General features: G+C 65.2%; 31 protein-coding genes and 1 pseudogene. 6 read left to right on the forward strand and 26 right to left on the reverse strand.

Translation table 11 applies throughout. The annotated features are described in order from the left end of the window. On the reverse strand, positions 1–1,302 hold the full coding sequence (locus ACFJGX_RS02340) for an MFS transporter (RefSeq protein ID WP_382322846.1): 1,302 nt from the start codon (positions 1,300–1,302) through the stop codon (positions 1–3). Continuing rightward, the gene (locus ACFJGX_RS02345; RefSeq protein WP_382322845.1) at positions 1,299–1,865 is read right to left on the reverse strand and encodes a hypothetical protein; all 567 of its coding nucleotides are present in this window, start codon (positions 1,863–1,865) and stop codon (positions 1,299–1,301) included. Before ACFJGX_RS02345 ends, ACFJGX_RS02340 begins: the two co-directional genes overlap by 4 nt. A 67-nt stretch (positions 1,866–1,932) precedes the next feature. Here ACFJGX_RS02345 and ACFJGX_RS02350 point away from each other — a divergent pair, with 67 nt between their 5' ends. Next, positions 1,933–3,198 (forward strand): CaiB/BaiF CoA transferase family protein, encoded by a 1,266-nt coding sequence (locus ACFJGX_RS02350; protein ID WP_382322844.1) that lies wholly within the window; start codon positions 1,933–1,935, stop codon positions 3,196–3,198. A gap of 28 nt (positions 3,199–3,226) precedes the next feature. After that, the gene (locus ACFJGX_RS02355) at positions 3,227–3,658 is read left to right on the forward strand and encodes a thioredoxin fold domain-containing protein (RefSeq protein WP_382322843.1); all 432 of its coding nucleotides are present in this window, start codon (positions 3,227–3,229) and stop codon (positions 3,656–3,658) included. Between the two features lie 27 nt (positions 3,659–3,685). On the opposite strand, the gene ACFJGX_RS02360 is transcribed toward ACFJGX_RS02355, so the two are convergent. Next, a complete protein-coding gene (locus ACFJGX_RS02360; protein WP_382322842.1) occupies positions 3,686–4,390 on the reverse strand; it encodes a DUF4197 domain-containing protein in 705 nt (234 codons plus the stop codon). Between the two features lie 73 nt (positions 4,391–4,463). Here ACFJGX_RS02360 and ACFJGX_RS02365 point away from each other — a divergent pair, with 73 nt between their 5' ends. Continuing rightward, the gene (locus tag ACFJGX_RS02365) at positions 4,464–4,991 is read left to right on the forward strand and encodes a TlpA family protein disulfide reductase (RefSeq protein WP_382163147.1); all 528 of its coding nucleotides are present in this window, start codon (positions 4,464–4,466) and stop codon (positions 4,989–4,991) included. Positions 4,992–5,063: 72 nt separating this feature from the next. On the opposite strand, the gene ACFJGX_RS02370 is transcribed toward ACFJGX_RS02365, so the two are convergent. Beyond that, positions 5,064–5,513 carry a c-type cytochrome gene (locus ACFJGX_RS02370; protein ID WP_382163149.1) on the reverse strand — a complete coding sequence of 150 codons (450 nt, stop codon included), beginning with the start codon at positions 5,511–5,513 and terminating at the stop codon, positions 5,064–5,066. Between the two features lie 150 nt (positions 5,514–5,663). On the opposite strand from ACFJGX_RS02370, the gene ACFJGX_RS02375 reads away from it, so the two are divergent. Continuing rightward, on the forward strand, positions 5,664–6,332 hold the full coding sequence (locus ACFJGX_RS02375; protein WP_382322841.1) for a cytochrome b/b6 domain-containing protein: 669 nt from the start codon (positions 5,664–5,666) through the stop codon (positions 6,330–6,332). A 77-nt stretch (positions 6,333–6,409) separates the two neighbouring features. After that, the gene (locus ACFJGX_RS02380; RefSeq protein WP_291114544.1) at positions 6,410–6,907 is read left to right on the forward strand and encodes a GNAT family N-acetyltransferase; all 498 of its coding nucleotides are present in this window, start codon (positions 6,410–6,412) and stop codon (positions 6,905–6,907) included. 66 nt (positions 6,908–6,973) lie between these two features. On the opposite strand, the gene ACFJGX_RS02385 is transcribed toward ACFJGX_RS02380, so the two are convergent. From ACFJGX_RS02385 to ACFJGX_RS02490, 22 genes and pseudogenes are all read right to left on the reverse strand, one after another. After that, positions 6,974–7,486 (reverse strand): peroxiredoxin, encoded by a 513-nt coding sequence (locus ACFJGX_RS02385; protein WP_382322840.1) that lies wholly within the window; start codon positions 7,484–7,486, stop codon positions 6,974–6,976. Between the two features lie 127 nt (positions 7,487–7,613). Continuing rightward, positions 7,614–7,883 (reverse strand): 30S ribosomal protein S17, encoded by a 270-nt coding sequence (rpsQ, locus tag ACFJGX_RS02390; RefSeq protein WP_291114550.1) that lies wholly within the window; start codon positions 7,881–7,883, stop codon positions 7,614–7,616. Between the two features lie 9 nt (positions 7,884–7,892). Then, complete coding sequence (gene rpmC, locus ACFJGX_RS02395) at positions 7,893–8,099, reverse strand: 50S ribosomal protein L29 (RefSeq protein WP_291114553.1); 207 nt, start codon at positions 8,097–8,099, stop codon at positions 7,893–7,895. A 16-nt stretch (positions 8,100–8,115) separates the two neighbouring features. After that, a complete protein-coding gene (gene rplP / locus ACFJGX_RS02400; protein ID WP_066089098.1) occupies positions 8,116–8,532 on the reverse strand; it encodes a 50S ribosomal protein L16 in 417 nt (138 codons plus the stop codon). A gap of 2 nt (positions 8,533–8,534) precedes the next feature. Further along, entirely contained in the window at positions 8,535–9,410 is an 876-nt protein-coding gene (gene rpsC, locus ACFJGX_RS02405; RefSeq protein ID WP_291114559.1) for a 30S ribosomal protein S3, read from the reverse strand. A gap of 15 nt (positions 9,411–9,425) precedes the next feature. Further along, positions 9,426–9,755, reverse strand: a complete 330-nt coding sequence (gene rplV, locus ACFJGX_RS02410; RefSeq protein WP_137918325.1) for a 50S ribosomal protein L22 — start codon at positions 9,753–9,755, stop codon at positions 9,426–9,428. Between the two features lie 9 nt (positions 9,756–9,764). After that, positions 9,765–10,040, reverse strand: a complete 276-nt coding sequence (rpsS, locus tag ACFJGX_RS02415) for a 30S ribosomal protein S19 (RefSeq protein WP_204735724.1) — start codon at positions 10,038–10,040, stop codon at positions 9,765–9,767. Between the two features lie 12 nt (positions 10,041–10,052). Continuing rightward, on the reverse strand, positions 10,053–10,877 hold the full coding sequence (gene rplB, locus ACFJGX_RS02420) for a 50S ribosomal protein L2 (RefSeq protein WP_291114567.1): 825 nt from the start codon (positions 10,875–10,877) through the stop codon (positions 10,053–10,055). Between the two features lie 2 nt (positions 10,878–10,879). Next, positions 10,880–11,194, reverse strand: coding sequence for a 50S ribosomal protein L23 (gene rplW, locus ACFJGX_RS02425; RefSeq protein ID WP_068174618.1), 315 nt, complete (start codon positions 11,192–11,194; stop codon positions 10,880–10,882). Continuing rightward, positions 11,191–11,811, reverse strand: a complete 621-nt coding sequence (rplD, locus tag ACFJGX_RS02430) for a 50S ribosomal protein L4 (protein WP_291114572.1) — start codon at positions 11,809–11,811, stop codon at positions 11,191–11,193. Before rplD ends, rplW begins: the two co-directional genes overlap by 4 nt. Next, positions 11,811–12,485, reverse strand: a complete 675-nt coding sequence (rplC, locus tag ACFJGX_RS02435) for a 50S ribosomal protein L3 (protein WP_137918338.1) — start codon at positions 12,483–12,485, stop codon at positions 11,811–11,813. The genes rplD and rplC overlap by 1 nt, the downstream gene beginning before the upstream one ends. A 199-nt stretch (positions 12,486–12,684) precedes the next feature. Beyond that, positions 12,685–12,999 (reverse strand): 30S ribosomal protein S10, encoded by a 315-nt coding sequence (gene rpsJ / locus ACFJGX_RS02440; protein ID WP_056266806.1) that lies wholly within the window; start codon positions 12,997–12,999, stop codon positions 12,685–12,687. 9 nt (positions 13,000–13,008) lie between these two features. Continuing rightward, entirely contained in the window at positions 13,009–14,199 is a 1,191-nt protein-coding gene (gene tuf / locus ACFJGX_RS02445) for an elongation factor Tu (protein ID WP_382162668.1), read from the reverse strand. 150 nt (positions 14,200–14,349) lie between these two features. Then, on the reverse strand, positions 14,350–16,452 hold the full coding sequence (gene fusA / locus ACFJGX_RS02450) for an elongation factor G (RefSeq protein WP_291116159.1): 2,103 nt from the start codon (positions 16,450–16,452) through the stop codon (positions 14,350–14,352). 91 nt (positions 16,453–16,543) lie between these two features. Beyond that, positions 16,544–17,014 carry a 30S ribosomal protein S7 gene (rpsG, locus tag ACFJGX_RS02455; RefSeq protein WP_137918320.1) on the reverse strand — a complete coding sequence of 157 codons (471 nt, stop codon included), beginning with the start codon at positions 17,012–17,014 and terminating at the stop codon, positions 16,544–16,546. Positions 17,015–17,170: 156 nt separating this feature from the next. Beyond that, the gene (rpsL, locus tag ACFJGX_RS02460) at positions 17,171–17,548 is read right to left on the reverse strand and encodes a 30S ribosomal protein S12 (RefSeq protein ID WP_068169701.1); all 378 of its coding nucleotides are present in this window, start codon (positions 17,546–17,548) and stop codon (positions 17,171–17,173) included. A gap of 132 nt (positions 17,549–17,680) precedes the next feature. Beyond that, positions 17,681–18,809: pseudogene (locus ACFJGX_RS02465) on the reverse strand (D-alanyl-D-alanine carboxypeptidase family protein). A 94-nt stretch (positions 18,810–18,903) separates the two neighbouring features. After that, positions 18,904–19,527 carry an alpha/beta hydrolase gene (locus tag ACFJGX_RS02470; RefSeq protein WP_382322839.1) on the reverse strand — a complete coding sequence of 208 codons (624 nt, stop codon included), beginning with the start codon at positions 19,525–19,527 and terminating at the stop codon, positions 18,904–18,906. A 6-nt stretch (positions 19,528–19,533) separates the two neighbouring features. Beyond that, positions 19,534–19,872 carry a ferredoxin gene (locus ACFJGX_RS02475; protein ID WP_382163155.1) on the reverse strand — a complete coding sequence of 113 codons (339 nt, stop codon included), beginning with the start codon at positions 19,870–19,872 and terminating at the stop codon, positions 19,534–19,536. Beyond that, on the reverse strand, positions 19,869–20,990 hold the full coding sequence (locus tag ACFJGX_RS02480) for a VanZ family protein (protein WP_382322838.1): 1,122 nt from the start codon (positions 20,988–20,990) through the stop codon (positions 19,869–19,871). Before ACFJGX_RS02480 ends, ACFJGX_RS02475 begins: the two co-directional genes overlap by 4 nt. Before the next feature lie 4 nt (positions 20,991–20,994). After that, entirely contained in the window at positions 20,995–21,423 is a 429-nt protein-coding gene (locus ACFJGX_RS02485; RefSeq protein WP_382325839.1) for a CopD family protein, read from the reverse strand. Positions 21,424–21,690: 267 nt separating this feature from the next. Then, positions 21,691–22,815 carry a hypothetical protein gene (locus tag ACFJGX_RS02490; RefSeq protein WP_382322837.1) on the reverse strand — a complete coding sequence of 375 codons (1,125 nt, stop codon included), beginning with the start codon at positions 22,813–22,815 and terminating at the stop codon, positions 21,691–21,693. A gap of 246 nt (positions 22,816–23,061) precedes the next feature. Between ACFJGX_RS02490 and hemB the strand changes: the two genes are divergently transcribed. Continuing rightward, a complete protein-coding gene (gene hemB / locus ACFJGX_RS02495) occupies positions 23,062–24,063 on the forward strand; it encodes a porphobilinogen synthase (protein ID WP_382322836.1) in 1,002 nt (333 codons plus the stop codon). The last annotated feature ends 2 nt before the right edge of the window (positions 24,064–24,065 follow it).

Here is a 24,065-nt window from a genome sequence, read left to right on the forward strand (position 1 = left end):
TTAGCCCGCGCGGCCGGCCGCGCGGCGCAGGTGGGCGCGCAGGAACACGGCGTAGGCGAGAACGCCACAGACGGCAAAGAGGGTGATGGCGCCGCGGTAGCGGGCGACCTCGTTGTCCACGAACAGCCCCAGGGCATCGATCAGCAGCCCGATGCCCCACTGCACCACGAACACGCCACCAAAGATGACCAGGTTGTAGCCCGAGAGCGCCCGCCCGGCGGCCTCGGCCGGCAGGGCCAGGGCCACGGCGGGCTGGGACAGCGAGCCGACCGTGCAGCTGACGCAATACAGGGCCCAGAGCGGCCAGCCGGCGCGCTCGCCCAGCAGCACGATGGCGCCCAGCACCACGAAACTCAGCGGCAGGCCCCAGGCGATCAGGCGCTCGGGCAGCCAGCCCTGGCGCGCCAGCCGCGGGTTGAACACCCCCCAGAGCCAGAAGGTGCACAGCATGCAGAGGTTGATGCCGAACAGGCCGCCGGCCGCCTGCTCCGGCGTGTAGCCCGCGACCTTCACCATCCAGGGCCCGGCCCACAGCGTCTGCACGGCGATCATGCCGCCGTAGTTGACGAAGCCGATCGGCACCATCTGGCGGAAATAGGGATGGCGCCAGACCATGCCGTAACCCGGCTCGGAAACCGGCGCGGCGGCCTCCGCCGGCTCGGTCCGCCGCCAGCGCGGCACCGTCCAGACGATGCCCACCATCGACAGCAGGATCAACCCGCCCAGCAGCCAGAACAGGCCGCGCCAGCCGGTCAGCGGCATCAGCCACTGCACCGGCAAGGTGGCGGCCACCATGCCGAACGAGCCGGTCATGAGCATCCAGGAATTGGCGCGCATCTGCGCCAGGGGCGTGAGCCAGCGCCGATAGCCGGTAAGCGGGGCCATCAGGCAGGCGCTCACGCCCATGCCGATGAGCACGCGCGCGGCCAGCAGCCAGGTGAAGCTGGTGGCCAGCGCAAACGCGGCACAGCCGGCAACCGCCACCCCCAGGAACCACAGGATCACGGTGCGCGGGCCATGGCGGTCCAGCCAGTTGCCCAGCGGCAGTTGCGTGAGCGCGAAGCCGAAGAAATAGCCTCCGGCCAGCAGGCCGAGATCGCCCGCATTGAGCGACATCTCGGCGCTCAGGGTGGGCGAGAGCGTGGCCGTGATGGCGCGCAACAGCGCCGACAGGAAATACGCGAGCGCGAAGGTCAGGAAGACGATGACCACCGTGCGCGGCGCGAGCAACTCGCTTTGCGGGGGGCGCGGCGCCACCGCGCCGTCGAGGCGCACGGGACCGGGTCGAACAGTCGGGTTCATGGCAGCTTGAGTCCGTCAAAAAAGGCGGTGGTCACGTCGTCGCGCAGCGCGGGGCCATAGACTGCCGCCTGGTACACCTGCGTGCCGCGCGCGAAATGCACCGCGCGCACCTGCACCGGTTGGCCTTGGTGGTCGGTGCCTTGCGCCGCCAGGCCCAGGGCCTGGGTGGCGCCGGGCACAGCCGCCGGCCAGCGTGTCGCGGGGTCGTCGGCCCGCGCCGGGTCGACGCGCACGGCCCCCAGCGAGGCGCGGCGCCAGCCGTTCAGCGCGGCGGGCACGCGGGCGGCGTTACCCAGCTCGGCCCAGGCCAAGGCGAAGGTCAGGCCACCCGTGTCGCAGCTGTGCATGTGCAACTCGGCCGGCGCACCGCCATCGAGCGGCACCGGCCGCGCGGCGGACTCGGGCTTGCAGGGCATGAGCGCCAGCAAAGTCGTGCCCTCGGGGCGCAATTCGCGCCAGTTGAAGGTGGGGTTGCACGCACTGAGGACCAGCCCGGCGGACAGCGCGAGCCCCAGCGGGCGCAGGCGGCGGCGCGGCGCACCGCCGGGAACGGGGACAGACATGGAATTCCAGCCAGAGAGGCCACCGCCGGGACACCGCAGCGAAGGCGGGGTCGCGCACAATGGCAACATGAATGCTCTGGATGGTATCCGCATACTTGATCTCTCGCGCGTGCTCGCCGGCCCCTGGTGCACGCAGACGCTGGCCGATCTGGGCGCCGATGTGGTGAAGGTGGAGCGCCCTCCGGGCGCGGGCCATCCCGGCGGCGACGACACCCGCGGCTGGGGCCCGCCCTTTCTGCAGGGACGCGATGGCCAGGACACCGCCGAGGCGGCCTACTACCTGGGTGCGAACCGCAACAAGCGCTCCATCACCTGCGACATCGCCACGCCCGAGGGCCAGGCCCTGATCCGCGAGCTGGCCGCCAAGGCCGATGTGTTCGTCGAAAACTACAAGGTCGGCGACATGGCGCGCTACGGTCTGGACTACGCCGCGCTGCGCGCGATCAACCCCCGACTCGTCTACTGCTCCATCACCGGCTTCGGCCAGACCGGTCCCTACAAGGACCGCGCGGGCTACGACTTCGCCATCCAGGCCATGGGCGGCCTCATGAGCGTGACCGGCGAGCGCGATGCGCTGCCCGGCGGCGGCCCGCAGAAGGTGGGCGTGGCGGTGACCGACCTGTTCACCGGCCTGTACGCGACCATCGCCATCCAGGCCGCGCTGCGCCACGCGGAGCGCACCGGCGAAGGCCAGCAGATCGACATGGCGCTGCTTGACACCCAGGTCGCCATGCTCGCCAATCTGGGCGCCAACTACCTGGTGCGCGGCCGGGATGAAGGCAAGGTGCCGGGCCGGGCGGGCAATGCCCACGCCAACATCGTGCCGTACCAGGCCTTTGAGGTCGCGCCGGATGCACAAGGTCAGGCGCAATACATCATCCTGGCCGTGGGCAACGATGGCCAGTTCGCCAAGTTCTGCGCGGTGGCCGGACGGCCCGGGCTCGCCACCGACCCGCGCTTCGCGCAGAACCAGAACCGCGTGCGCCACCGCGAGGTGCTGGTGCCCTTGCTGGCCGACCTGCTCAAGACGCGCGGCAAAGCCGACTGGCTGGCCGCGCTGGAGGCCGCCAAGGTGCCCTGCGGCCCGATCAACAACCTCGCCGAGGTGTTCGCCGACGGGCACGTGCGCTCGCGCGACATGGTGCACACCTGGTCGCACCCGCTGGCCGAGGCGGTCGACCTCGTCGCCAGCCCGCTCAAGCTCAGCGCCACGCCGGTGCGCAACGACCTGCCGCCACCGCTGTTGGGCCAGCACACGGCCGAGGTGCTGGATGACTGGCTGGCCTGCCCGCCCGAGCGCCTGGCCGAACTTCAACGCCGCGGCGCGGTCTGAACCACGACGCCCCAACTTCGTGACACCCATGAGCGACATCGCCACGCCCCCACCCGCCACCGCCGCGCAGGCCTTGCCCACCCCCACCTCGCTGCGCGGCGCCGCGCAAGCCGCGGCCGCCCGCGGCGAGCCTCTGGTGGTGATGACCACGCTGACCGGCTGCCCCTATTGCGCCATCGTGCGCAACCACTACCTGCTGCCCATGCGGCGAGAAGGTAAGGTCCACGCGGTGCAGATCGACGTGATGGACCGCACCGGCAACCTGCAAGGTTTTGATGGGCAACTGAGCACGCCGGCCGAGCAGGCTCGGGCGTGGAAGGCCCGCTTCACGCCGACGGTGCTGTTCTTCGGCCCGGACGGGCGGGAACTCGCCGAGCGCCTGGTCGGCATTGCGGTGCCCGACTTCTACGGTGAGTACCTGGAGGCCCGCCTGGCCGAGGCCAGGCAGAAGCTCAAGTAATTTCGAAAAAGTATCGCAAGGAGGCGCTTACTTCAAGGTGCCAAAGACCTTTTTCAGGATGGCGCTGCCGGTGCCCACCGGGTCCTGGCGGATCTTGCGCTCTTCCTCGCCAATGATGGTGTAGAGCCCGTCGAGCGATTTGCCGGTGACGTAGCGCTGGATGTTGGCGTCTTCCGACTTGACCAGCCCGATGCCCGCGGCCTTGCCAGCCACCTTGTTGTACTGGTTCGCCAGACCCACCTTCTCTGTGGCCTTGGTCACGATGGGCAGGAACTTCTCGCCCAGCGGGCTGCGCGTTTTTTCAGCAAAGAACTGCGTCACGGCGTTGTCGCCCCCGCCCAGGATGTTCTTGGCGTCGGTCACGTTCATGGACTTCACCGCCCCCACCAGCACATCGCGCCCCATCGGCACGGCCGCCTCGGCAGCCCGGTTCATGCTGGTGACGAGTTCGTCGACCCGTTTGCCCTGGCCGGTCATCTTGAGCAGCTTGGACGCATCCTCGAGAAATCCGGGCAAGGGAATCCGAACTTTTGGGTTGCCCAGGAATCCATCCGTCTTGCCCAGCAAGGCCACCGCGGCCAGCGCGCCCTTTTCCAGGGCCACCTTGATGCCCTGGCTGGCGTCGCCTTCGGTGAGATCGCCCAAGGACAAGGCCCTGGCCTGCTGATGGGCGGCGAGGACCAGAAGGCCGATCATCGCGGTGGTGGACTGGGTAAACTGGCGGCGCTGCATGGCGGTTCCTCCGGGAAGCAAGCTGTTCAATGAATGACGTGGGGCAATGTAGCCCCCGGGAAGTGAAAAGACAATGACCGATCTCAGCCCCCGCGGCCAGCACCGCCGGCGCACCCTTCAAGCGGCCGCCGCGCTGGGTGCCCTCGGCGCCCTGGGCTTGGCGGGTTGCGCGGGCCGCGACGCGGCGCCCGAATCCACCTTCGTGCTGCTCGATGGCAGCAAGGCCACCACCGCCGACCTCAAGGGCAAGGTCACGCTGGTGAATTTCTGGGCCACGACCTGCGTCACCTGCGTGAAGGAAATGCCCTCCATCGTCGCCACGTACCAGAAGTACCAGGGACAGGGCTTCGAGACCGTGGCCGTGGCGATGGAGTACGACCCGCCGGCCTGGGTGCTCAACTTCGCGCAGTCGCGCCAGCTGCCCTTCAAGGTCGCGCTGGACAACACCGGCGACATCGCCAAGCAATGGGGCGACGTCAAGCTCACGCCCACCACCTACCTGGTGGACAAACAGGGCCGCATCGTCAAACGCTATGTGGGGGAACCCGATTTTCCCGCGCTGCACAAGCTGATCGAAGAGCTGCTGGCCCAGCAGGCCTGAACCTTCACGCGCGAGCTTCCATGAAAAAAGGCCGGGATCGTTCCCGGCCTTTTTGTTTGGAGGCGATCCGTCTTATTTGCGGAACGCGTCGTGGCAGGCCTTGCAGGTCTGGGCCGTGGCGCCGAACGCGGTCTTCACGCTGTCGAGGTTGCCCGTTTTCGCGGCGGCCGCCAGCTGGGCGGTGGCGCTCTGGAGCTTCTCCGAGTTCTCCTTGAACTTGGCCTGTTCGGTCCAGATCACGGGCAAGGCGCCGGTGTCGCCCTTGTCGGTGCCCGGCACGAAGCCTTCCCACGGCAGCTTGCTCATGGTCTCCACGATCGCGGCGCTCTCGGCGGCCACCTTGGCATCGAAGGGCGCGCGGCCGTTGGCCATCGCACCGATGCGGCTGAAGTGGTTGGCCATCACGGTCAAGGCGCCCTTGCGGTACTTCACCGCGTCTTCGGGCTTCTGGAATTGCGCGAAGGCGGGTGCCGACAGGGTGCCGAAGGCCAGGGCCAAGGCGAGGGGAGCGATTATTTTCATGAAAACTCCTGAGGAGGTTGTGGGGCGTTGCGGCGTGGCTCCGGGAGCCACCCGCTCAGGAGTGTAGGGAATCGGCGAAAGTTCCACTGGAACGTTTTCCGATATACCTTCTCTATTCCTCGATTCCGAATCCAACCCTCCACGATCACCATGCACACCATCCGCGTCTGGGACCTGCCCACCCGTCTGTTCCACTGGCTGCTCGCGGCCTGCGTCATCGGGCTGATCGTCACCGGCAGCATCGGCGGCAACTGGATGAACTGGCACCTTCGCCTGGGCTACGCGGTGTTGACCCTGCTGCTGTTCCGCCTGGTCTGGGGCTTCATCGGCGGCCACTGGTCGCGCTTCACCCGCTTCATCTATGCCCCCTCGTCGCTGGTGGCCTACCTCCGGGGACGGGGCCGGCCCGAGCACTCGGTGGGCCACAGCCCGCTGGGGGCCCTCTCGGTCTTCGCGCTCCTCTTGATCCTCGCCGCCCAAGTGGGCACCGGTCTCATGAGCGACGACGAGATCGCCTTCTTCGGCCCGCTGGTGCGCTTCGTCTCGGGCGAAACGGTGTCGCTGGCGACCGGTTACCACAAGGAAGTCGGCAAGCTCATCGTCTTCGTGCTCGTGGGCCTGCACCTGCTGGCCATCGCCTACTACAAGTGGGTGAAGAAGCAGGGCCTCGTGCGCCCCATGGTGGTGGGCGACAAGCAGGTGCCGGTCCCCGTGCCCAGCACCCGCGACACGGCGGGCACGCGCCTGCTGGCCCTGGTGGTGCTTGGCCTGTGCGCCGCGGCGGTGAGCTGGTTGGTCAGCCTGGGCAACGCCTTCTGAGGCGGCGGTCGGCCCATGCTGTCGTATAGTGGCAGCCACGCCACCCACCGGGCCTCGCGCCCGCCCTCCCCACCGCCATGACCGACACCGGAACCGCCGTGATCTCGCTGAGACCGGCCCAGTTTCCCGACGATCTGCAGACCGTTCGCCAGCTCTTCCTGGAATACCAGGCAGGACTGGGCATCGACCTGTGCTTCCAGGGCTTCGACGCCGAGCTCGCCGAACTGCCCGGCGCTTACGCCCCACCGGCGGGCACGCTGCTGCTGGCCTGCGTGGACGGCGAACCCGCCGGCTGCTGCGCCATGCGCCCGCTCTACAACACCGACCACCTCAACGCCTGCGAGATGAAGCGCCTGTTCGTGCGCCCGGCCTTTCGCGGCTTCGGCCTGGGCCGCCTGCTGGTGGAGCGCGTGCTGTCGGACGGCCAGCTGTCGGGCTACACCACCATGCTGCTCGACACCCTGAGCGACATGGAAACGGCGCGCGCGCTGTACCAGGAGATGGGTTTTGTCGAGGTGGCGCCGTATTACCACAACCCCATTCCGGGTGCGCATTACCTCAAGGTCGATCTCTAGCCGGACAAGCGCCCACAAAAAAGCCGCCAGGTGGCGACACCGGCGGCTTTTTTCTTGGGTGGCGGATCAGGCGCCGGCTTTGGCCTGGGCCAGCAGGGTGTCGGCGTCGCTCACCTCGAACTTGCCGGGGCCTTCCACGTTCAGCGACTGCACCACGCCGTTCTTGACCAGCATCGAGTAACGGTTGCTGCGCAGGCCCATGCCGCGGCCGGTCAGGTCCAGGGTCAGGCCCGTGGCCTTGGCGAAATCGGCGCTGCCGTCGGCCAGCATGCGCACCTTGTCACCCGTCTTCTGATCGCGCGCCCAGGCGCCCATCACGAAAGCGTCGTTCACGCTCAGGCACCAGATCTCGTCCACGCCCGCGGCCTTGAAGTCGGCGGCGTGCTGGACAAAGCCCGGCACGTGCTTGGCGGAACAGGTCGGCGTGAACGCACCGGGCAGCGCGAACACGGCGATCGTCTTGCCCGCCGACGCCTTCTGCACGTCCACCGGGTTCGGGCCGATGCTGCAGCCATTGCCTTCGACTTCGCTGTATTCCATCAGCGTGGCCGCCGGAATCTTGTCACCAACTTTGATCATGTCGTGCTCCTCGTTGTGTGGCCCGCAGGCCGTGGCTGGAAGGCCCGTTCATGCCGGGCCGGAAAAGAAAAAGCGACCGGATTGTCGGTCGCTTTTTCGATCTGCGCTGCAAGCAACGCAATGGGGCTCAGACCAGCGCGGCCTTTTGCACCAGGCGCGTGGCGACCCAGTTCTTGGTCTTGGACAGCGGACGGCTCTCGGTGATCTCGATCACGTCGCCCATCTTGTACTCGCTCTTTTCGTCGTGAGCGTGGTACTTGCTGGACTTCGCCACGATCTTGTCGTAGAGCTCGTGTTTCACACGGCGCTCCACCAACACCGTCACGGTCTTGGAACGCTTGTCGCTGACCACCTTGCCAACCAAGGTGCGCTTGAGGGATGTTTTAGCTTCCGTCATGGTCACTCCTTATTTGGCCGCGGCGGCGGCGCGCTGCTTCTCGGCCAGAATGGTCTTGGCGCGAGCGATCGCACGGCGGGTGTCACCCAGCGTGGCGTTGTTGTTGAGTTGTTGCGTGGCTTTTTGCATGCGCAGACCGAAGTGGGCCTTTTGCAGTGCCTTCACTTCGGCTTCGAGGCCGGCCACATCCTTTTGGCGCAGTTCAGCAGTTTTCATCTTGTGTTCTCCTGAATCACTGACCCAACATGCGCGTCACGAACGTGGTGCGCAACGGAAGCTTGGCGGCCGCCAGCGTGAATGCCTCGCGGGCCAGCTGTTCGGGCACGCCCACGATTTCGTAGAGCACCTTGCCAGGCTGGATCTCGGCCACGTAGTACTCCACCGAGCCCTTGCCGTTGCCCATACGGACTTCGGCAGGCTTCTGGGAGATCGGCTTGTCCGGGAACACGCGGATCCAGATGCGGCCGCCACGCTTCACGTGACGGGAGATCGCACGGCGTGCGGCCTCGATCTGGCGAGCCGTCAGACGACCGCGGTCGGTCGACTTCAGGCCGAAGTCGCCGAACGCGACGGTGGCGCCACTGGTGGCGACGCCGGTATTGCGGCCTTTTTGTTCTTTACGGAACTTGCGGCGAGCAGGTTGCAACATGTTTATTCTCCTTTGCCGTCCGCAGCTGCAGATGCGGGCGCGGCGTCTTTGCGAACGCGCTTAACGGCGGGTTTGGTTTCGGTGCCGGTGGCTTCGGCAGGCTTGTCGCTGCCATCGGCCGGAGCGGCATTGGCGCCAGGGCGGCGAACTGCGGCGCGGGCAGGAGGACCTGCCGGACGCTCGCGGCGCGGACCACGCGGACGACGCTCTTCTTCCACACGCGGCTCGGCCACCACGGGCGCATCGTTGCGGCCCAGGGTGTCGCCCTTGTAGACCCAGACCTTGACACCGATGATGCCGTAGGTGGTCTTGGCTTCGGACGTGCCGTAGTCGATGTCGGCGCGCAGGGTGTGAAGCGGCACGCGACCTTCGCGGTACCACTCGCAACGAGCGATTTCAATGCCGTTGAGACGGCCCGACGACATGATCTTGATGCCCTGTGCGCCCAGGCGCATGGCGTTCTGCATCGCGCGCTTCATGGCGCGGCGGAACATGATGCGCTTCTCGAGCTGCTGCGTGATGCTGTCGGCGATCAGCTTGGCATCGATTTCGGGCTTGCGCACTTCTTCGATGTTGACCGCAACCGGCACGCCCAGCTTGGCGGCCAGTTCCTTCTTCAGCTTCTCGATGTCCTCGCCCTTCTTGCCGATCACCACGCCCGGACGCGCCGAGTAGATGGTGATGCGGGCGTTCTTGGCGGGGCGCTCGATCACGACGCGCGAAACGGCGGCGTTCTTCAGCTTGCCCTTGAGGTACTCGCGCACCTTGATGTCTTCGGCCAGCATGCCGGCGAAGTCACGGTTGCTCGCGTACCAGCGGCTGGCCCAGTTGCGGGAAACTGCGAGGCGGAACCCGGTGGGGTTGATTTTCTGTCCCATATTCCTGTGACCTCTTCAGTTGCCAACCGTCACGTAGATGTGACACGTGGGTTTGCTGATGCGGTTGCCGCGGCCTTTGGCGCGGGCCGAGAAGCGCTTGAGCGTGGTGCCTTGCTCGACGTAGATGGTCTTGACCTTCAGTTCGTCGATGTCGGCGCCGTCGTTGTGTTCCGCGTTGGCGATGGCGGACTCAAGAGCCTTCTTGACGATGCCAGCGGCCTTCTTCTGCGTGAACGCCAGGATGTTGAGGGCCTGGTCGACCTTCTTGCCACGAATCAGGTCGGCAACCAGTCGGCCTTTGTCGACCGAGAGGCGAACGCCTCGAACGATTGAACGGGTTTCCATGGTTAGTCCTTACTTCTTCGCTTTTTTGTCGGCCGGGTGGCCCTTGAACGTGCGCGTCAGCGAGAACTCGCCGAGCTTGTGTCCCACCATCTGATCGGTGATGTACACGGGCACGTGCTGCTTGCCGTTGTGCACGGCGATGGTCAGGCCGATGAAATCGGGCAGGATCATCGAGCGGCGCGACCAGGTCTTGACGGGCTTTTTGTCCTTGGTGGCTTGGGCTTTTTCAACCTTGGCCAACAGGTGATGGTCGACAAACGGACCTTTTTTGAGTGAGCGAGTCATGTTGTCAACCCTTTACTTCTTGCGACGCGAGACGATCATCGACTGCGTGCGGCGGTTGTTGCGGGTGCGATAGCCCTTGGTCAGGTTGCCCCACGGATCCACCGGAGCGCGGCCTTCGCCGGTCTTGCCTTCACCACCACCGTGCGGGTGGTCGATCGGGTTCATCGCGGTACCGCGAACGGTCGGGCGGATGCCCATGTGACGCTTCACACCGGCCTTGCCCAACTGGCGCAGGCTGTGTTCCTGGTTGGACACTTCGCCGATGGTGGCGCGGCAATCCACGTGGACCTTGCGCACTTCACCCGAGCGCATGCGCACCTGGGCGTAGATGCCTTCGCGGGCCAGCAGCACAGCCGAGGCGCCGGCGGAACGGGCGATTTGCGCGCCCTTGCCGACCTGCAGCTCGATGCAGTGGATGGTCGAACCGACCGGGATGTTGCGGATCGGCAGGGTGTTGCCCACGCGGATCGGCGACTCCGAGCCGGACAGCAAGGTTGCGCCCACTTCAACGCCACGCGGGGCGATGATGTAGCGGCGCTCGCCGTCGGCGTAGCACAGCAGCGCGATGTGCGCCGTGCGGTTCGGGTCGTACTCGATGCGCTCGACCTTGGCCGGGATGCCGTCCTTGTTGCGACGGAAATCGACCACACGGTAGTGGTGCTTGTGACCACCGCCCTTGTGGCGGGTGGTGATGTGACCGTTGTTGTTGCGGCCGGCCTTCTGGAATTGGGGCTCCAGCAGGGGCGCAAAACCCGCACCCTTGTGCAGTTGGTCACGCGTGACCTTCACCATGCCGCGACGGCCTGGCGAAGTCGGTTTCATCTTGATGACTGCCATGATTAAACGCCCTCTCCGCCGAAGTTCAGCTCTTGACCGGGCATCAGCGTCACATAGGCCTTGCGAACGTGGTCGCGACGACCGACGGTCTTGCCAAAGCGCTTGGACTTGCCCTTCTGGTTGAGCACGGAAACGCCCTTGACCTGGACCTTGAACATCAGTTCAACGGCCGCCTTGATCTCGGGCTTGGAGGCATCACGCAACACCTTGAACATCACGGCGTTGGTTTGCTCGGCAACCTGGGTGGCCTTCTCGGACACGATCGGTGCCACGAGGACCTGCATCAGGCGACCTTCGTCGTATTTCGTGACGCTCATGCGAACATCTCCTTGAGCTGGTCGATCGCCGCCTTGGTGACGATGACCTTCTTGTAATGCACCAGCGACAGCGGATCGGCGTAACGCGGCTCGACCACCAGCACGTTGGGCAGGTTGCGCGAAGCCAGGTACAGGTTCTCGTCGACTTCCTCGGCGATCACCAGCACCGATTGCAGGTTCATGGCTTTGAATTTGTCGGCCAGCTGCTTGGTCTTGGGCGAGTCCACTTTCAGGGAATCGACCACGGCCAGACGGCCTTCACGCACGAGCTGCGAGAAGATGGACGCCATGCCGGCGCGGTACATCTTCTTGTTGAGCTTCTGGGTGAAGTTTTCGTCAGGGCTGTTCGGGAAAATGCGACCGCCCCCGCGCCACAGCGGCGAAGACGTCATACCGGCGCGTGCGCGGCCGGTGCCCTTCTGCTTGAACGGCTTCTTGGTCGAGTGCTTGACCATCTGGCGGTCTTTTTGTGCACGCGTACCTTGACGGGCGTTCGCCTGATAAGCCACCACGAGCTGGTGGATCAGGGCTTCGTTGTAGTCGCGACCAAACACGGTCTCGGGCACGTCCACGTTGGACGAGGCTTGACCCTGGTCGTTCAGGAGTTCAACTTGCATCAGTTTGCTCCCTTGCCGGATTTGGCCTTGATGGCGGGACGCACGGTCACGAAACCGCCGTTGGAGCCGGGAACGGCGCCGCGGATCATGAGCAGTTGACGGGTTTCGTCCACGCGCACGATGTCGAGGTTCTGGATGGTCTTGGTCACATCGCCCATGTGCCCGGTCATCTTCTTGCCGGGGAACACGCGACCCGGATCCTGGGCCATGGAGATGGAGCCCGGCACGTTGTGCGAACGGCTGTTGCCGTGCGAGGCGCGCTGCGAGCTGAAGTTGTGGCGCTTGATGGTGCCGGCGAAGCCTTTACCGATCGAGGTGCCTTGCACGTCCACCTTCTGACCCGCCGCGAAGATCGCATTGGGGGCCACCACGGCACCGGGCTGGTACTGGGCAGCGACGTCGGAGGCGACGCGGAATTCCTGGATGATTTCACCCGCTTCGACACCGGCCTTGGCCAGGTGGCCCGCTTCGGGCTTGGTCACGCGGGAGGCACGGCGGGCACCAAAGGTGACCTGCAGCGCGTCGTAGCCGTCATGGGCCAGGGTTTTGACCTGCGTCACACGGTTGTTCGACACATCGACCACCGTGACAGGCACTGCGTCCCCGTCATCGGTGAACAGACGCATCATGCCCACCTTGCGACCCAACAACCCGAGGGAGTTGCTAAGACTCATTGTTTTCTCCGTTCCCGACTTCAATTGGCCGGGGCTGATGGTGCGGAACCGAGGCTCCGCGCTAAGGGCCGATGATTCAGGATCAAACGGCACCACGAAATCTCCGACCAGAAGCCGGAAAGCCCGCCAGTATAACCGGCGGGCTTTTTCTCTGCAAGCACCGCCGGGCGACTGGCCCGACGGTGCTCAAGCGAGAAACTTACTGCAGCTTGATTTCGACGTCCACACCAGCCGGCAGGTCGAGCTTCATCAGGGCGTCGACCGTCTTGTCGGTCGGGTCCACGATGTCCATCAGACGCTGGTGGGTGCGGATTTCGAGCTGGTCGCGGCTGGTCTTGTTGACGTGCGGCGAGCGCAGGATGTCGAAGCGCTTCATGCGGGTCGGCAGGGGCACGGGGCCCTTGACGATCGCGCCGGTGCGCTTGGCGGTGTCAACGATCTCGGCGGCCGAGCTGTCGATCAGCTTGTAGTCGAAGGCCTTGAGGCGGATGCGGATTTTTTGTTTGGTGGACATACCCGCTCCTTACGCGATGATTTTTGCGACGACGCCGGCGCCGACGGTGCGGCCGCCTTCGCGGATGGCAAAGCGCAGGCCTTCTTCCATGGCGATCGGGGCGATCAGCTTGACCGTGATCGACACGTTGTCACCCGGCATCACCATTTCCTTGCCTTCGGGCAGCTCGATCGAGCCGGTCACGTCGGTCGTGCGGAAATAGAACTGCGGACGGTAGTTGTTGAAGAACGGCGTGTGACGGCCACCTTCGTCCTTGGACAGCACGTACACCTCACCCGTGAAGTGCGTGTGCGGCTTGATCGAGCCGGGCTTGCACAGCACCTGGCCGCGCTGCACGTCTTCGCGCTTGGTGCCGCGCAGCAGGATACCCACGTTGTCGCCCGCCTGGCCCTGGTCCAGCAGCTTGCGGAACATCTCCACGCCCGTGCAGGTCGTCTTCTGCGTGGCGGAGATGCCCACGATCTCGATTTCTTCGCCGACCTTGATGATGCCGCGCTCGATACGGCCCGTCACCACGGTGCCGCGGCCCGAGATGGAGAACACGTCTTCCACCGGCATCAGGAAGGCACCGTCCACCGCGCGCTCGGGCGTGGGGATGTAGGTGTCCAGCGCGTCAGCCAGCTTCATGATGGCTTCTTCGCCCAGCTTGCCCTTGTCGCCTTCCAGGGCGAGCTTGGCCGAGCCGTGGATGATGGGGGTGGCGTCGCCCGGGAAGTCGTACTTGTCCAGCAGCTCGCGCACTTCCATCTCGACCAGCTCGAGCAGCTCGGCGTCGTCGACCATGTCGCACTTGTTCAGGAACACGATGATGTAAGGCACGCCCACCTGGCGCGCCAGCAGGATGTGCTCGCGGGTCTGGGGCATCGGGCCGTCAGCGGCCGAGCACACCAGAATGGCGCCGTCCATCTGGGCGGCACCGGTGATCATGTTCTTGACGTAGTCGGCGTGGCCGGGGCAGTCCACGTGGGCGTAGTGGCGGTTGGCCGTCTCGTATTCCACGTGCGCGGTGTTGATCGTGATGCCGCGCGCCTTCTCTTCCGGTGCCGCATCGATCTGGTCGTAGGCCTTGGCCGCGCCGCCGAACTTGGCCGCCAGCACCGTCGTGATCGCCGCCGTCAGCGTCGTCTTGCCATGGTCCACGTGACCAATCGTGCCCACGTTCACGTGCGGCTTGGTCCGCTCAAATTTCTCTTTTGCCATTTTCAATTCCTAAAGAACAAACCCGTGTCACGGTTTAAGGTCTGCACCACACTGCTGGATCGCCCCGCACGGGAACAGGGCGGCGCATGGTCGCAGACCGGCTGATCAATTGGGGACAGCGCGCCCGAAAGCGCCCCACCCCCAAGGTATTTACTTCGCGCGTGCAGCCACGATGGCTTCGGACACGTTGCGCGGCGCTTCGGAGTAATGCTTGAACTCCATCGTGTACGTGGCACGGCCTTGCGACATCGAGCGCAGCGTGGTCGAGTAGCCGAACATTTCGGACAGGGGCACTTCGGCCTTGATGGCCTTGCCGCCGCCCACCATGTCTTCCATGCCCTGCACCATGCCGCGACGGCTGGACAGATCGCCCATCACGTTGCCGGCGTAGTCTTCAGGCGTTTCCACTTCCACGGCCATCATGGGTTCCAGGATGACCGGGCTGGCCTTCTTGCAACCTTCCTTGAAGCCGAAGATGGCGGCCATCTTGAACGCCATTTCGGACGAGTCCACGTCGTGGTACGAACCGAAGTGCAGCGTGACCTTGACGTCCACGACGGGGAAGCCCGCCAGCACACCGGCGTTGAGCGCCTCGATCACGCCCTTTTCCACCGCCGGGATGTACTCGCGCGGCACCACGCCGCCCTTGATGGCGTCCACGAATTCGAAGCCCTTGCCGGCTTCGTTGGGTTCGATCTTGAACACCACGTGGCCGTACTGACCCTTACCGCCCGACTGGCGCACGAACTTGCCTTCGGCTTCGTCCACGCTCTTGCGGATGGTTTCGCGGTAAGCCACCTGGGGCTTGCCGACGTTGGCTTCCACGCCGAACTCGCGCTTCATGCGGTCGACAATGATTTCCAGGTGCAACTCGCCCATGCCAGAGATGATGGTCTGGCCGGACTCTTCGTCGGTCTTGACGCGGAACGAAGGATCTTCGGAAGCCAGGCGTTGCAGCGCAATGCCCATCTTTTCCTGGTCGGCCTTGGTCTTGGGTTCCACGGCCTGCGCAATCACGGGCTCGGGGAAGACCATGCGCTCGAGCATGATGATGGCGTCCGGATCGCACAGGGTCTCACCCGTCGTCACGTCCTTGAGGCCCACGCAGGCAGCGATGTCGCCGGCGCGGATTTCTTCCACTTCCAGGCGGTTGTTCGCGTGCATCTGCACGATACGACCGATGCGCTCCTTCTTGCCCTTGACCGGGTTGTAGACCGAGTCGCCCTTCTTGAGCACGCCGGAGTACACGCGCACGAACGTGAGCTGGCCCACGTACGGGTCGGTCATCAGCTTGAACGCCAGGGCGGACAGCTTCTCGTCGTCGGACGCCTTGCGCGAGGTGGGCTCCTCGTTGTCATCGGTGCCGCCCACGGGAGGAATGTCCACTGGCGAGGGCAGGAAGTCGATCACGGCGTCGAGCATGCGCTGCACGCCCTTATTCTTGAACGCGGTGCCGCACAGCATCGGCTGGATTTCGGTGGCCAGCGTGCGCGCACGGATGCCTTGCTTGATCTCGGCTTCCGTCAGGTTGCCTTCCTCAAGGTACTTGTTCATCAGCTCTTCGCTGGATTCGGCGGCGGCCTCGATCATCTTCTCGCGCCATTCTTCGGCTTGCGCCTGCAGTTCGGCCGGGATGTCCTGGAACTCGAACTTCATGCCTTGGGACGCCTCGTCCCAGATGATCGCCTTCATCTTGATGAGGTCGACCACGCCCTTGAAGTTGTCTTCGGCGCCGATCGGGATCACGATCGGCACAGGGTTGGCCTTCAGGCGCAGACGCATCTGGTCATAGACCTTGAAGAAGTTGGCGCCGGTGCGGTCCATCTTGTTGACGAACGCGAGGCGGGGCACCTTGTACTTGTTGGCCTGACGCCAAACAGTTTCCGACTGCGGCTGCACGCCGCCCACGGCGCAGTACACCATGCAGGCGCCGTCCAGCACGCGCATGGAACGCTCCACCTCGATGGTGAAGTCCACGTGGCCGGGGGTGTCGATGATGTTGAAGCGGTGCTCGGGGTAGGACAGGTCCATGCCCTTCCAGAAGCAGGTGGTGGCAGCCGAGGTGATCGTGATGCCACGCTCCTGCTCCTGCTCCATCCAGTCCATGGTGGCGGCGCCATCGTGAACTTCGCCGATCTTGTGGTTCACACCGGTGTAGAACAGGATGCGTTCGGTGGTGGTGGTCTTGCCGGCATCGATGTGCGCGGAAATACCGATGTTGCGATAACGCTCAAGGGGCGTGGTGCGGGACATGGAAATACTCCGAAAAGGGGACGAGCCCGCTCCCCTGATTCAGGGAATGCGGGCTCTCGGTTCTGGATGCTCTACTGGACGGCAGCCCGGATCAGAAGCGGAAGTGGCTGAAGGCCTTGTTGGCTTCGGCCATGCGGTGCACTTCATCACGCCGCTTCATGGCGCCGCCACGGCCTTCGGTGGCCTCGATCAGCTCGTTCGCCAGGCGCAGGGCCATGGACTTCTCGCTGCGCTTGCGGGCAGCCTCTTTGATCCAGCGCATGGACAGGGCCAGACGACGCACGGGCCGGACTTCGACCGGCACCTGGTAGTTGGCACCGCCCACGCGGCGGGACTTCACTTCCACCATGGGCTTGACGTTGTTGATGGCGACCGAGAAGATTTCGACCGGATCTTTGCCGCTCTTCTTCTCGATCTGCTCCAGCGCACCGTAAATGATGCGCTCGGCGACTGCCTTCTTGCCGCCTTCCATGATCACGTTCATGAACTTGGAGAGCTCGACATTGCCGAACTTGGGATCCGGCAGGATTTCACGTTTAGGGACTTCGCGACGACGTGGCATTTTTTCACCTCATATTGCTTCAGTTGGCACCTTTTCAGGGGCCGCGAGAGTCATGCAAAACTCTCACTTACTCGACCCGCACGGACCATTCCGTGTTGTGGGCCACTGCGCTTGAACCACCTGCCAGGCGGAACAAACACCGGAAATTTCGAACGATCAGGCCTTCTTGGGGCGCTTGGCACCGTACTTGGAGCGCGACTGCTTGCGATCTTTCACGCCTTGCAGATCGAGCGAACCGCGCACGATGTGGTAACGCACACCGGGCAAGTCCTTGACACGACCGCCACGGACCAGCACGACGCTGTGTTCCTGGAGGTTGTGGCCTTCACCGCCGATGTAGGAGATCACCTCAAAACCGTTGGTCAGGCGCACCTTGGCAACCTTGCGCAGAGCGGAGTTGGGCTTCTTGGGGGTCGTGGTGTACACACGGGTGCACACACCGCGACGCTGCGGAGAGTTTTCCATGGCCGGGCTCTTGGATTTGGTCTTTTCGACCTCCCGGCCGTGGCGCACGAGTTGATTGATGGTTGGCATTAAAACGTCCCTAAACGTTTGAAAAAAGCGAAAACGAAAACTCCTCGGAAGATTCCGAAAAGCCCTCTACTGTAGCACGTGGCCGATTTTCTGACAATGCGAGCCCTCGGAAGGGCCGTGGAGCTCGAAGCGTCACTGGATCCAGAGGCGGATCGCGTCCCACGCGCGGCCGAAGATGCCGCTTTCCTCGACCGTCTCGAGCACGGTCAACGGGATTTCAGCCACCGTGGCGCCGCTGGCGGTGGTCACGCGCAGCGTGCCGACGGACTGCCCTTTCATCAGGGGCGCCACCAGCGGATCGGGGCGGACCACCTCGGACTTGAGCTTGGCGCCCTCGCCCGCGGGCACCGACACAACCACGCCTTCGGCCCGGCCCAGGCGGACCTGATCGGCCTTGCCCTTCCAGATGCGGGGCGTCGCCACCGGCTGACCAACGGGGATCAGGCGCACGGCGTCGAACGCGGTGTAGCCCCAGTTGAGCAGTTTCTGGCTTTCGGCGGCGCGGGCGTTTTCGCTGGATGCACCCAGCAGCACGCTGATCAGGCGCCGCTGCCCTTGGGCACCCTCACCCAGGCCTGGCACCTGCCGGCGCGCGGTGGCGACCAGGCAATAGCCGGCCGCGTTGGTGTGCCCGGTTTTCAGGCCGTCCACGCTCGGGTCGCGGAACAGCAGCAGGTTGCGGTTGGTGTCGTTGGCGGCGGGCGTGCCCGGGTAGCGGTAGCGCTGGATGGCGTAGTACGGCACGTACTGGGGGAAGTCGGCCATCAGGCGCGTGGCGCAGCGTGGCCAAGTCGCGCGCGGTGGTGGTATGACCGGCTTCGGTGAGGCCTTCCACGTTGCGGTAGGTGGTGGACGCCATGCCCAGGGCCTTGGCCTGTTCGTTCATGAGCTGCACGAAGCGTTCGACCGACCCGGCCACGCCCTCGGCGAGCGCCACCGTCGCGTCGTTGCCCGACTGCACGATCATGCCCTTGATCAGATCCTCCACCGGCACCTGCATCTTGGGGTCGATGAACATGCGCGATCCGGGCATCTTCCAGGCGCGCTCGCTCACGCCAAAGGTCTGGGTGAGGCTGATCTTGCCGGCCTTGAGCGCGTCAAACACCAGGTAGGCAGTCATGAGCTTGGTCAGCGACGCGGGCTCGACCGCCTGGTCCGGGTCCTTGGAGGCGAGCACTTGGCCGGAGGTCGCGTCCAGCAGCAGGTAGGCGCGCGCGGCCACCTCGGGCGGGGCGGGCATCTGCGCCAGCGCGGGCACCATCACACCGAGGGACAGGCACAACAGAAAACGGGAAAAGAGACGACGCAACAAAATCCGGTCCTTCAAAGGGGAAAACAAGAGAACCCGCGAGCGGTCAGGCCCGCAGGTGACGCAGCACCAGATCCCGCAACAACGGGAGCTGGCCGTGGAAGAAATGGCCGCCACCGGGCACCACCAGCACCGGCAGCGATTGGGGGCGGGCCCAGTCCATGACGGACGACAAGGGCACCGTGTCGTCCTGCTCGCCATGAACGACCAGCGTGCGGGCATGAAGTTCCGCCGCCACCGGCGCCACCTCGAAACGGCTGGCCGCGGTCCCGATCAGCACCAGGTGCTGAATGTCCCGCGAGTCGTGCAGCCGGGCGGCGGCATGGCTGGTCACGAAAGAGCCGAACGAAAAGCCGGCCAGGCACAGCGGGCCGCTTGGCGCCTGCGCCTCGATCACCGCCATCAGATCGTCGAGCTCGCCGCGCCCTTCGTCGTAGACACCCTCGCTCTGGCCGACTCCGCGAAAGTTGAAGCGCACCGCGGTCCAGCCGGCTTGCACGCAGGCCCGCGCCAGGGTCTGGACCACCTTGTTGGTCAGCGTGCCACCGTGCAAGGGATGGGGGTGGGCAATCACGGCGGTGCCTCGCGCCGCTTCCGTGGGGCGGTCGATCGCCAGCTCCAGCTGGCCCGCGGGGCCAACGATCGACAGAAACTCGGTTTGTGCGTTCATCGCGCCTCAGCGCCCCACGTCCGGTGGCGTCAGCAGGCGTTGCACCACCACACCGTCGCGCAGGTGCGATTGCACGATTTCATCGATGTCGTGCTCATCCACGTAGCTGTACCAGACCGCCTCCGGGTACACGACGGCGATCGGGCCGCCGGCACAGCGGTCCAGGCATCCTGCCTTGTTGACGCGCACCTTGCCCGCGCCCGACAGGCCCAGCGCCTTGGCCTGCGACTTGCAGCGATCGAATGCGGCCTGCGCCCGGTGCTGGGCGCACGAGGCTTCGCCGCCTTCTCGCTGATTGAGGCAGAAGAAGATGTGCCGCTCGTAGTAGGACTTGTTTTCGCTCATGGCGGAATTTTAGTGGTCCGCTCCGAGGCCAGCGGTGCACGCGCGACCACGCGCAGGCCGAAGATCAGGGCGGCGAAGGGCCACAGCCAGCCCAGCCACTGCGAAATTCCGTGGAAACGGATGAAGCGCCCCTGCTCCCAGACTTCCAGCGACTGCGCGAAGTAGGGGCTGTCGGGCGCGAGGTTGAGGAGCGTCAGCGACACCGCCAGGGTCAGCAGCATCACCACGTTGCACAACCGGCGCGGGAGCCCCAGCATCGCCAGGCCCAGCAGCACCGCCATGACCAGGCCCATGGTGGCCTGCGGACTGACCCACGCCCAGGCATGGGATGGCCCATAGGTGAGGGCGGCCGACAGGCCCGCCGCGCCCGCCGCGGCCAGAAAGAACATCAGCAGGAAGAAGACCCGGCGCAGCACCGATCGCATTTCGGCAAACCCCATCAGCAAAGGCGACAGCAAGCACAGCGAAATGCAAAAGGCCTCGGCCAGCGGGCTGAGCGGGTCGGGAGCTTCCAGGCGCACGGGCACCCAGGTCAGAAAAGGGGTGTCCTCCAGCAAGAGCACCAGGCCAGCCTCCAGCCGATCCCAGACCTGACCCAGACCAAACGGCACCGACAGCGGGTAGAGCAGCGCAAACGGCCAGAGCGCCAGCAGCACCAGGCTGCCGTGGGCCGAGGGCTCGAACCAGTTGGCGCGAAACTGGCTCCAGTGGCGCAGCACCCCCAGGCGCTCCAAGCCCCAGGCACAGGCGGCGCCGAGGGCCGCGCCAGCGCTGTTGAGCACGAAGTCGACATTGGACGGCACCCGCATCGGCAGGTAATTCTGCAGAGTCTCCACCGCCAGGGACAACAAGGCCGACACCCCGAACGCCAACCACCAGGACCACCGCCCCCAGCCCGATCGCAGCATCGCCAGGCTCAACAAAAAACCCAGGGGGGCATAGCCCAGCAGGTTGGAGGCCACATCAAAACCGGTCCAGTACTGCGGCAGCGGCGCCCACAGGAAGGCCAACGGCGACACGCCCTGCACGCGCCATCCCGTGAAGGGGTACAGGCTGGCGTACACCACCACACCAGCAAACAACAGTGCCAGCGGCCAGGCGGAGGAGCGGGTTTTCAAAGCGTCAGAAGGGCTTGACCACCACCAGCACCACCACGGCCACCAGCAGGATCACAGGCACTTCGTTGAACCAGCGGTACCAGACGTGGCTGCGCCGCTGGGTACCTTTCACGAACCGGCGCAACAGCAGGCCGCAGGCATGGTGATAGCCCAGGATGAGGACGACCGCGGCAAGCTTGGCGTGCATCCAGCCGTTGCCCGCCCCCCGGCCAATGCCGTAGCCCAGCCAGAGCCACAGCCCCAGGGCCAGGGCCGGCACCGCCAGAATGGTGGTGAAACGCATCAGCTTGCGCGCCATCAGAAGCAGGCGCTCACGCTCCGCGACGCTCTCGGGAGGCACCATCGCCAGGTTCACGAAGATGCGCGGCAGGTAGAACAAGCCGGCAAACCAGCTGGCCACGAAAACGATGTGGAAGGACTTGACCCAGAGCATCCGGGCAGTGTAGCCCCGGGGCTTCAGGGAACGGGTCGAGGCGGGCAAATCGCCAGAATTGACAGGGCAAAAAAAACCCGGCCTTTCGGGCCGGGTCAGGAAGCCTTTTTGCTGTCACACACTAAGGCACCCGCTCAGGGAGGAAAAGCGGGGAGCCGACCTTTCGGCAAGCTCGACAGAAATATTACACCAAGAAGGGGCGGAAACCAAGAGGACCTGTCAGTTCTGACATTGTTCTGTTCGATTTTTTGTTGTAGGCGGAACAGGTCACATCATTTTGGCGAGTTCAAACATCACCGCCGTGCCCAGGGCTTCGCGGATGTTACCCCGCCCCACCTTGGCCATGGAGAACTCACCAAAGCCCGACATGTCGAACGAGCTGTCGTCCGGCGAGATCTCGACGAAGGGGAACTCCAACACTTCGCGCAGCAGTTCGCGGCGGAACTGATCGAAGCCTTCGTCCTTGATCCCGGCATCCACGACGATGAGGTTGGGCATGCGGGAGAGGATCGCCTCGCGCGCCTGCCGGAAGTCGACCACGCTGTCCGAACCGATGCCGATCTCGCGCAAGGCGTCGCGCACATCGGCGCGGATCTGCAACGTGGGCGAGATGGTCAGCACATACACGCCGGACAGCGATTTGAACATCGAGGAATGGTCGTCTGAGAGGTCCACGGCCGAGATGCCGTCCACCGCCTGCACCGTGCGGCTGAACAGGGCGGTGAAGTTCACGCCATCGTCGGTGACCTGGCGGTCGATTTCGATGCCGCCGGCCGCGAGCGCGATCTGGCGCACCAGCAGCCAGCTCAGGCTGTCCGCCGACGCGTGGCTCGATGGGGGTGCGCCGTCGTTGGAGACGCGCAACTGCAACCGGGCGTGCCGCGGCCAGGCATTGGTGTCCATGCGAACGTCCATGCGACTGCCGAACGGCAGCCCCCAGTCGAGCACGGCGTTGACGAAGGTGTGGGCCACGGTCGGGTCCACCAGCACCTCGACCGGCTTGAGCTTGCGCCGCATCTCGATGCCCAGCACGGCAAATTCCTTCTTGCGCTCCTGCAGCACGCCTTCCACCAGGTCGGCCATGCCCACCTTTTCATGCGATTGCCGGATGCGCCCGCCATAGAAGCGGTGGATCTGCTGCGCGCTGACGCCGGACTGCTTGATGCGCTCGGCCGGGATGCTCAGCGCCCGGTGCTCCTGCCGGCTGATGGTGCCCTTGCTCAGCAGGAGATCGATGGTGTTCTGCAGTGCACTCACCCCTTCCGTGACCTGATCGGCCAAGCCGGACAACAGGGTCGGCCAATGCTCGTCCAGCGACCACGACTCGGGCTCACTGGCGCTGGGCTTGGTGTTGGCAAAGCTGTGCGAAGAGGGCTTTTTGGTGGTCAACATGGGCGGACTGGTGGTGCGCAGGGTCTCCCGCGGATCAGTAACAAGATGTGTTGACTGAAGAATAGCGGCTGACACGCCGGATGGTGAGCACTCGGAGACCAGTATTTTCTTCTTACCGTGGAGTTCACCACACCTGCGGCGCATTTTCGGGCGCCCAGCCCCCTGTCAACTTTCCCAGTTCAGCCGGGCAAGCCGCGTCGCGGCGGCCTTAACACGGCGAAAAGGGGCGTTTGCCACAATACGCGCATGCACGCCCCCGCCCCCTACCCCCACAGCCGCCCCCGCCGCCTGCGCCGGGATGCCTTTTCCCGCGACCTGGTGCGTGAGCACCGCCTCAGCCCGGCCGACCTGATCTACCCGGTGTTCGTGCTGGACGGCCAGAACAGGCGCGAAGCCGTGACCTCGATGCCGGGCGTGGAGCGCCTGAGCCTGGACCTGCTGCTGCCAGTGGCCGAGGACTGCGTGGCGCTGGGCATCCCGGCCATGGCGCTGTTCCCGGTGATCGACCAGTCGCTCAAGACGCCGGACGGCCAGGAGGCCCTGAATCCGGACGGGCTGGTGCCGCGCGTGGTGCGTGAGCTGAAGAAGCGCTTCCCGCAGCTCGGTGTGATGACCGACGTGGCGCTGGACCCCTACACCAGCCACGGACAGGACGGCGTGCTCGACGAGCACAACTACATCCTGAACGACCCCACGGTGGAGATCCTGGTGAAGCAGGCCCTGACGCAGGCGCAGGCGGGCGTGGACATGGTCGCCCCCAGCGACATGATGGACGGGCGCATCGGCGCCATCCGCACCGCGCTCGAGGCCAACGGCCTGGTGCACACGCGCATCATGGCCTACAGCGCCAAGTACGCCAGCGCCTTCTACGGCCCTTTCCGCGACGCGGTCGGCTCCGCCACCAACCTGGGCAAAGCCGACAAGAAGGTTTACCAGATGGACCCGGGCAACTCCAACGAAGCCCTGCGCGAGGTGGCGCTGGACCTGGCCGAAGGCGCCGACATGGTGATGGTCAAACCCGGCATGCCCTACCTGGACATCGTGCGCCGGGTCAAGGACGAGTTCGGCGTGCCGACCTTCGCCTACCAGGTCAGCGGCGAGTACGCCATGCTCAAGGCCGCCGCCCTCAACGGCTGGCTGGACCACGACGCGGTGATGATGGAAAGCCTGCTGGCCTTCAAGCGCGCGGGCGCCGACGGCGTGCTCACCTACTTCGCGCGCGACGCGGCGCGCCTGCTGCGCGGCTGACA

It is taken from the genome of Hydrogenophaga sp. UC242_50 (genome assembly GCF_042697355.1).
GTDB lineage: Bacteria > Pseudomonadota > Gammaproteobacteria > Burkholderiales > Burkholderiaceae_C > Hydrogenophaga.

What these genes read in the sequence shown, in the direction of transcription:
- ACFJGX_RS02475 (WP_382163155.1), bottom strand. Translation starts at nt 19,872, where the DNA reads ATGAGCGAAAACAAGTCCTACTACGAGCGGCACATCTTCTTCTGCCTC.
- rplD (WP_291114572.1), bottom strand. Translation starts at nt 11,811, where the DNA reads ATGCAAGTTGAACTCCTGAACGACCAGGGTCAAGCCTCGTCCAACGTG.
- rpsC (WP_291114559.1), bottom strand. Translation starts at nt 9,410, where the DNA reads ATGGGACAGAAAATCAACCCCACCGGGTTCCGCCTCGCAGTTTCCCGC.
- ACFJGX_RS02355 (WP_382322843.1), top strand. Translation starts at nt 3,227, where the DNA reads ATGAGCGACATCGCCACGCCCCCACCCGCCACCGCCGCGCAGGCCTTG.
- ACFJGX_RS02340 (WP_382322846.1), bottom strand. Translation starts at nt 1,302, where the DNA reads ATGAACCCGACTGTTCGACCCGGTCCCGTGCGCCTCGACGGCGCGGTG.
- ACFJGX_RS02350 (WP_382322844.1), top strand. Translation starts at nt 1,933, where the DNA reads ATGAATGCTCTGGATGGTATCCGCATACTTGATCTCTCGCGCGTGCTC.
- rpsQ (WP_291114550.1), bottom strand. Translation starts at nt 7,883, where the DNA reads ATGACGGAAGCTAAAACATCCCTCAAGCGCACCTTGGTTGGCAAGGTG.
- tuf (WP_382162668.1), bottom strand. Translation starts at nt 14,199, where the DNA reads ATGGCAAAAGAGAAATTTGAGCGGACCAAGCCGCACGTGAACGTGGGC.
- ACFJGX_RS02360 (WP_382322842.1), bottom strand. Translation starts at nt 4,390, where the DNA reads ATGCAGCGCCGCCAGTTTACCCAGTCCACCACCGCGATGATCGGCCTT.
- rpmC (WP_291114553.1), bottom strand. Translation starts at nt 8,099, where the DNA reads ATGAAAACTGCTGAACTGCGCCAAAAGGATGTGGCCGGCCTCGAAGCC.
- ACFJGX_RS02375 (WP_382322841.1), top strand. Translation starts at nt 5,664, where the DNA reads ATGCACACCATCCGCGTCTGGGACCTGCCCACCCGTCTGTTCCACTGG.
- fusA (WP_291116159.1), bottom strand. Translation starts at nt 16,452, where the DNA reads ATGTCCCGCACCACGCCCCTTGAGCGTTATCGCAACATCGGTATTTCC.
- rplW (WP_068174618.1), bottom strand. Translation starts at nt 11,194, where the DNA reads ATGAGCGTCACGAAATACGACGAAGGTCGCCTGATGCAGGTCCTCGTG.
- ACFJGX_RS02470 (WP_382322839.1), bottom strand. Translation starts at nt 19,527, where the DNA reads ATGAACGCACAAACCGAGTTTCTGTCGATCGTTGGCCCCGCGGGCCAG.
- rplV (WP_137918325.1), bottom strand. Translation starts at nt 9,755, where the DNA reads ATGGAAACCCGTTCAATCGTTCGAGGCGTTCGCCTCTCGGTCGACAAA.
- rpsS (WP_204735724.1), bottom strand. Translation starts at nt 10,040, where the DNA reads ATGACTCGCTCACTCAAAAAAGGTCCGTTTGTCGACCATCACCTGTTG.
- hemB (WP_382322836.1), top strand. Translation starts at nt 23,062, where the DNA reads ATGCACGCCCCCGCCCCCTACCCCCACAGCCGCCCCCGCCGCCTGCGC.
- ACFJGX_RS02365 (WP_382163147.1), top strand. Translation starts at nt 4,464, where the DNA reads ATGACCGATCTCAGCCCCCGCGGCCAGCACCGCCGGCGCACCCTTCAA.
- rpsJ (WP_056266806.1), bottom strand. Translation starts at nt 12,999, where the DNA reads ATGTCCACCAAACAAAAAATCCGCATCCGCCTCAAGGCCTTCGACTAC.
- rplC (WP_137918338.1), bottom strand. Translation starts at nt 12,485, where the DNA reads ATGAGTCTTAGCAACTCCCTCGGGTTGTTGGGTCGCAAGGTGGGCATG.
- ACFJGX_RS02490 (WP_382322837.1), bottom strand. Translation starts at nt 22,815, where the DNA reads ATGTTGACCACCAAAAAGCCCTCTTCGCACAGCTTTGCCAACACCAAG.
- ACFJGX_RS02385 (WP_382322840.1), bottom strand. Translation starts at nt 7,486, where the DNA reads ATGATCAAAGTTGGTGACAAGATTCCGGCGGCCACGCTGATGGAATAC.
- rpsG (WP_137918320.1), bottom strand. Translation starts at nt 17,014, where the DNA reads ATGCCACGTCGTCGCGAAGTCCCTAAACGTGAAATCCTGCCGGATCCC.
- rpsL (WP_068169701.1), bottom strand. Translation starts at nt 17,548, where the DNA reads ATGCCAACCATCAATCAACTCGTGCGCCACGGCCGGGAGGTCGAAAAG.
- rplB (WP_291114567.1), bottom strand. Translation starts at nt 10,877, where the DNA reads ATGGCAGTCATCAAGATGAAACCGACTTCGCCAGGCCGTCGCGGCATG.
- ACFJGX_RS02345 (WP_382322845.1), bottom strand. Translation starts at nt 1,865, where the DNA reads ATGTCTGTCCCCGTTCCCGGCGGTGCGCCGCGCCGCCGCCTGCGCCCG.
- rplP (WP_066089098.1), bottom strand. Translation starts at nt 8,532, where the DNA reads ATGTTGCAACCTGCTCGCCGCAAGTTCCGTAAAGAACAAAAAGGCCGC.
- ACFJGX_RS02370 (WP_382163149.1), bottom strand. Translation starts at nt 5,513, where the DNA reads ATGAAAATAATCGCTCCCCTCGCCTTGGCCCTGGCCTTCGGCACCCTG.
- ACFJGX_RS02380 (WP_291114544.1), top strand. Translation starts at nt 6,410, where the DNA reads ATGACCGACACCGGAACCGCCGTGATCTCGCTGAGACCGGCCCAGTTT.
- ACFJGX_RS02485 (WP_382325839.1), bottom strand. Translation starts at nt 21,423, where the DNA reads ATGCTCTGGGTCAAGTCCTTCCACATCGTTTTCGTGGCCAGCTGGTTT.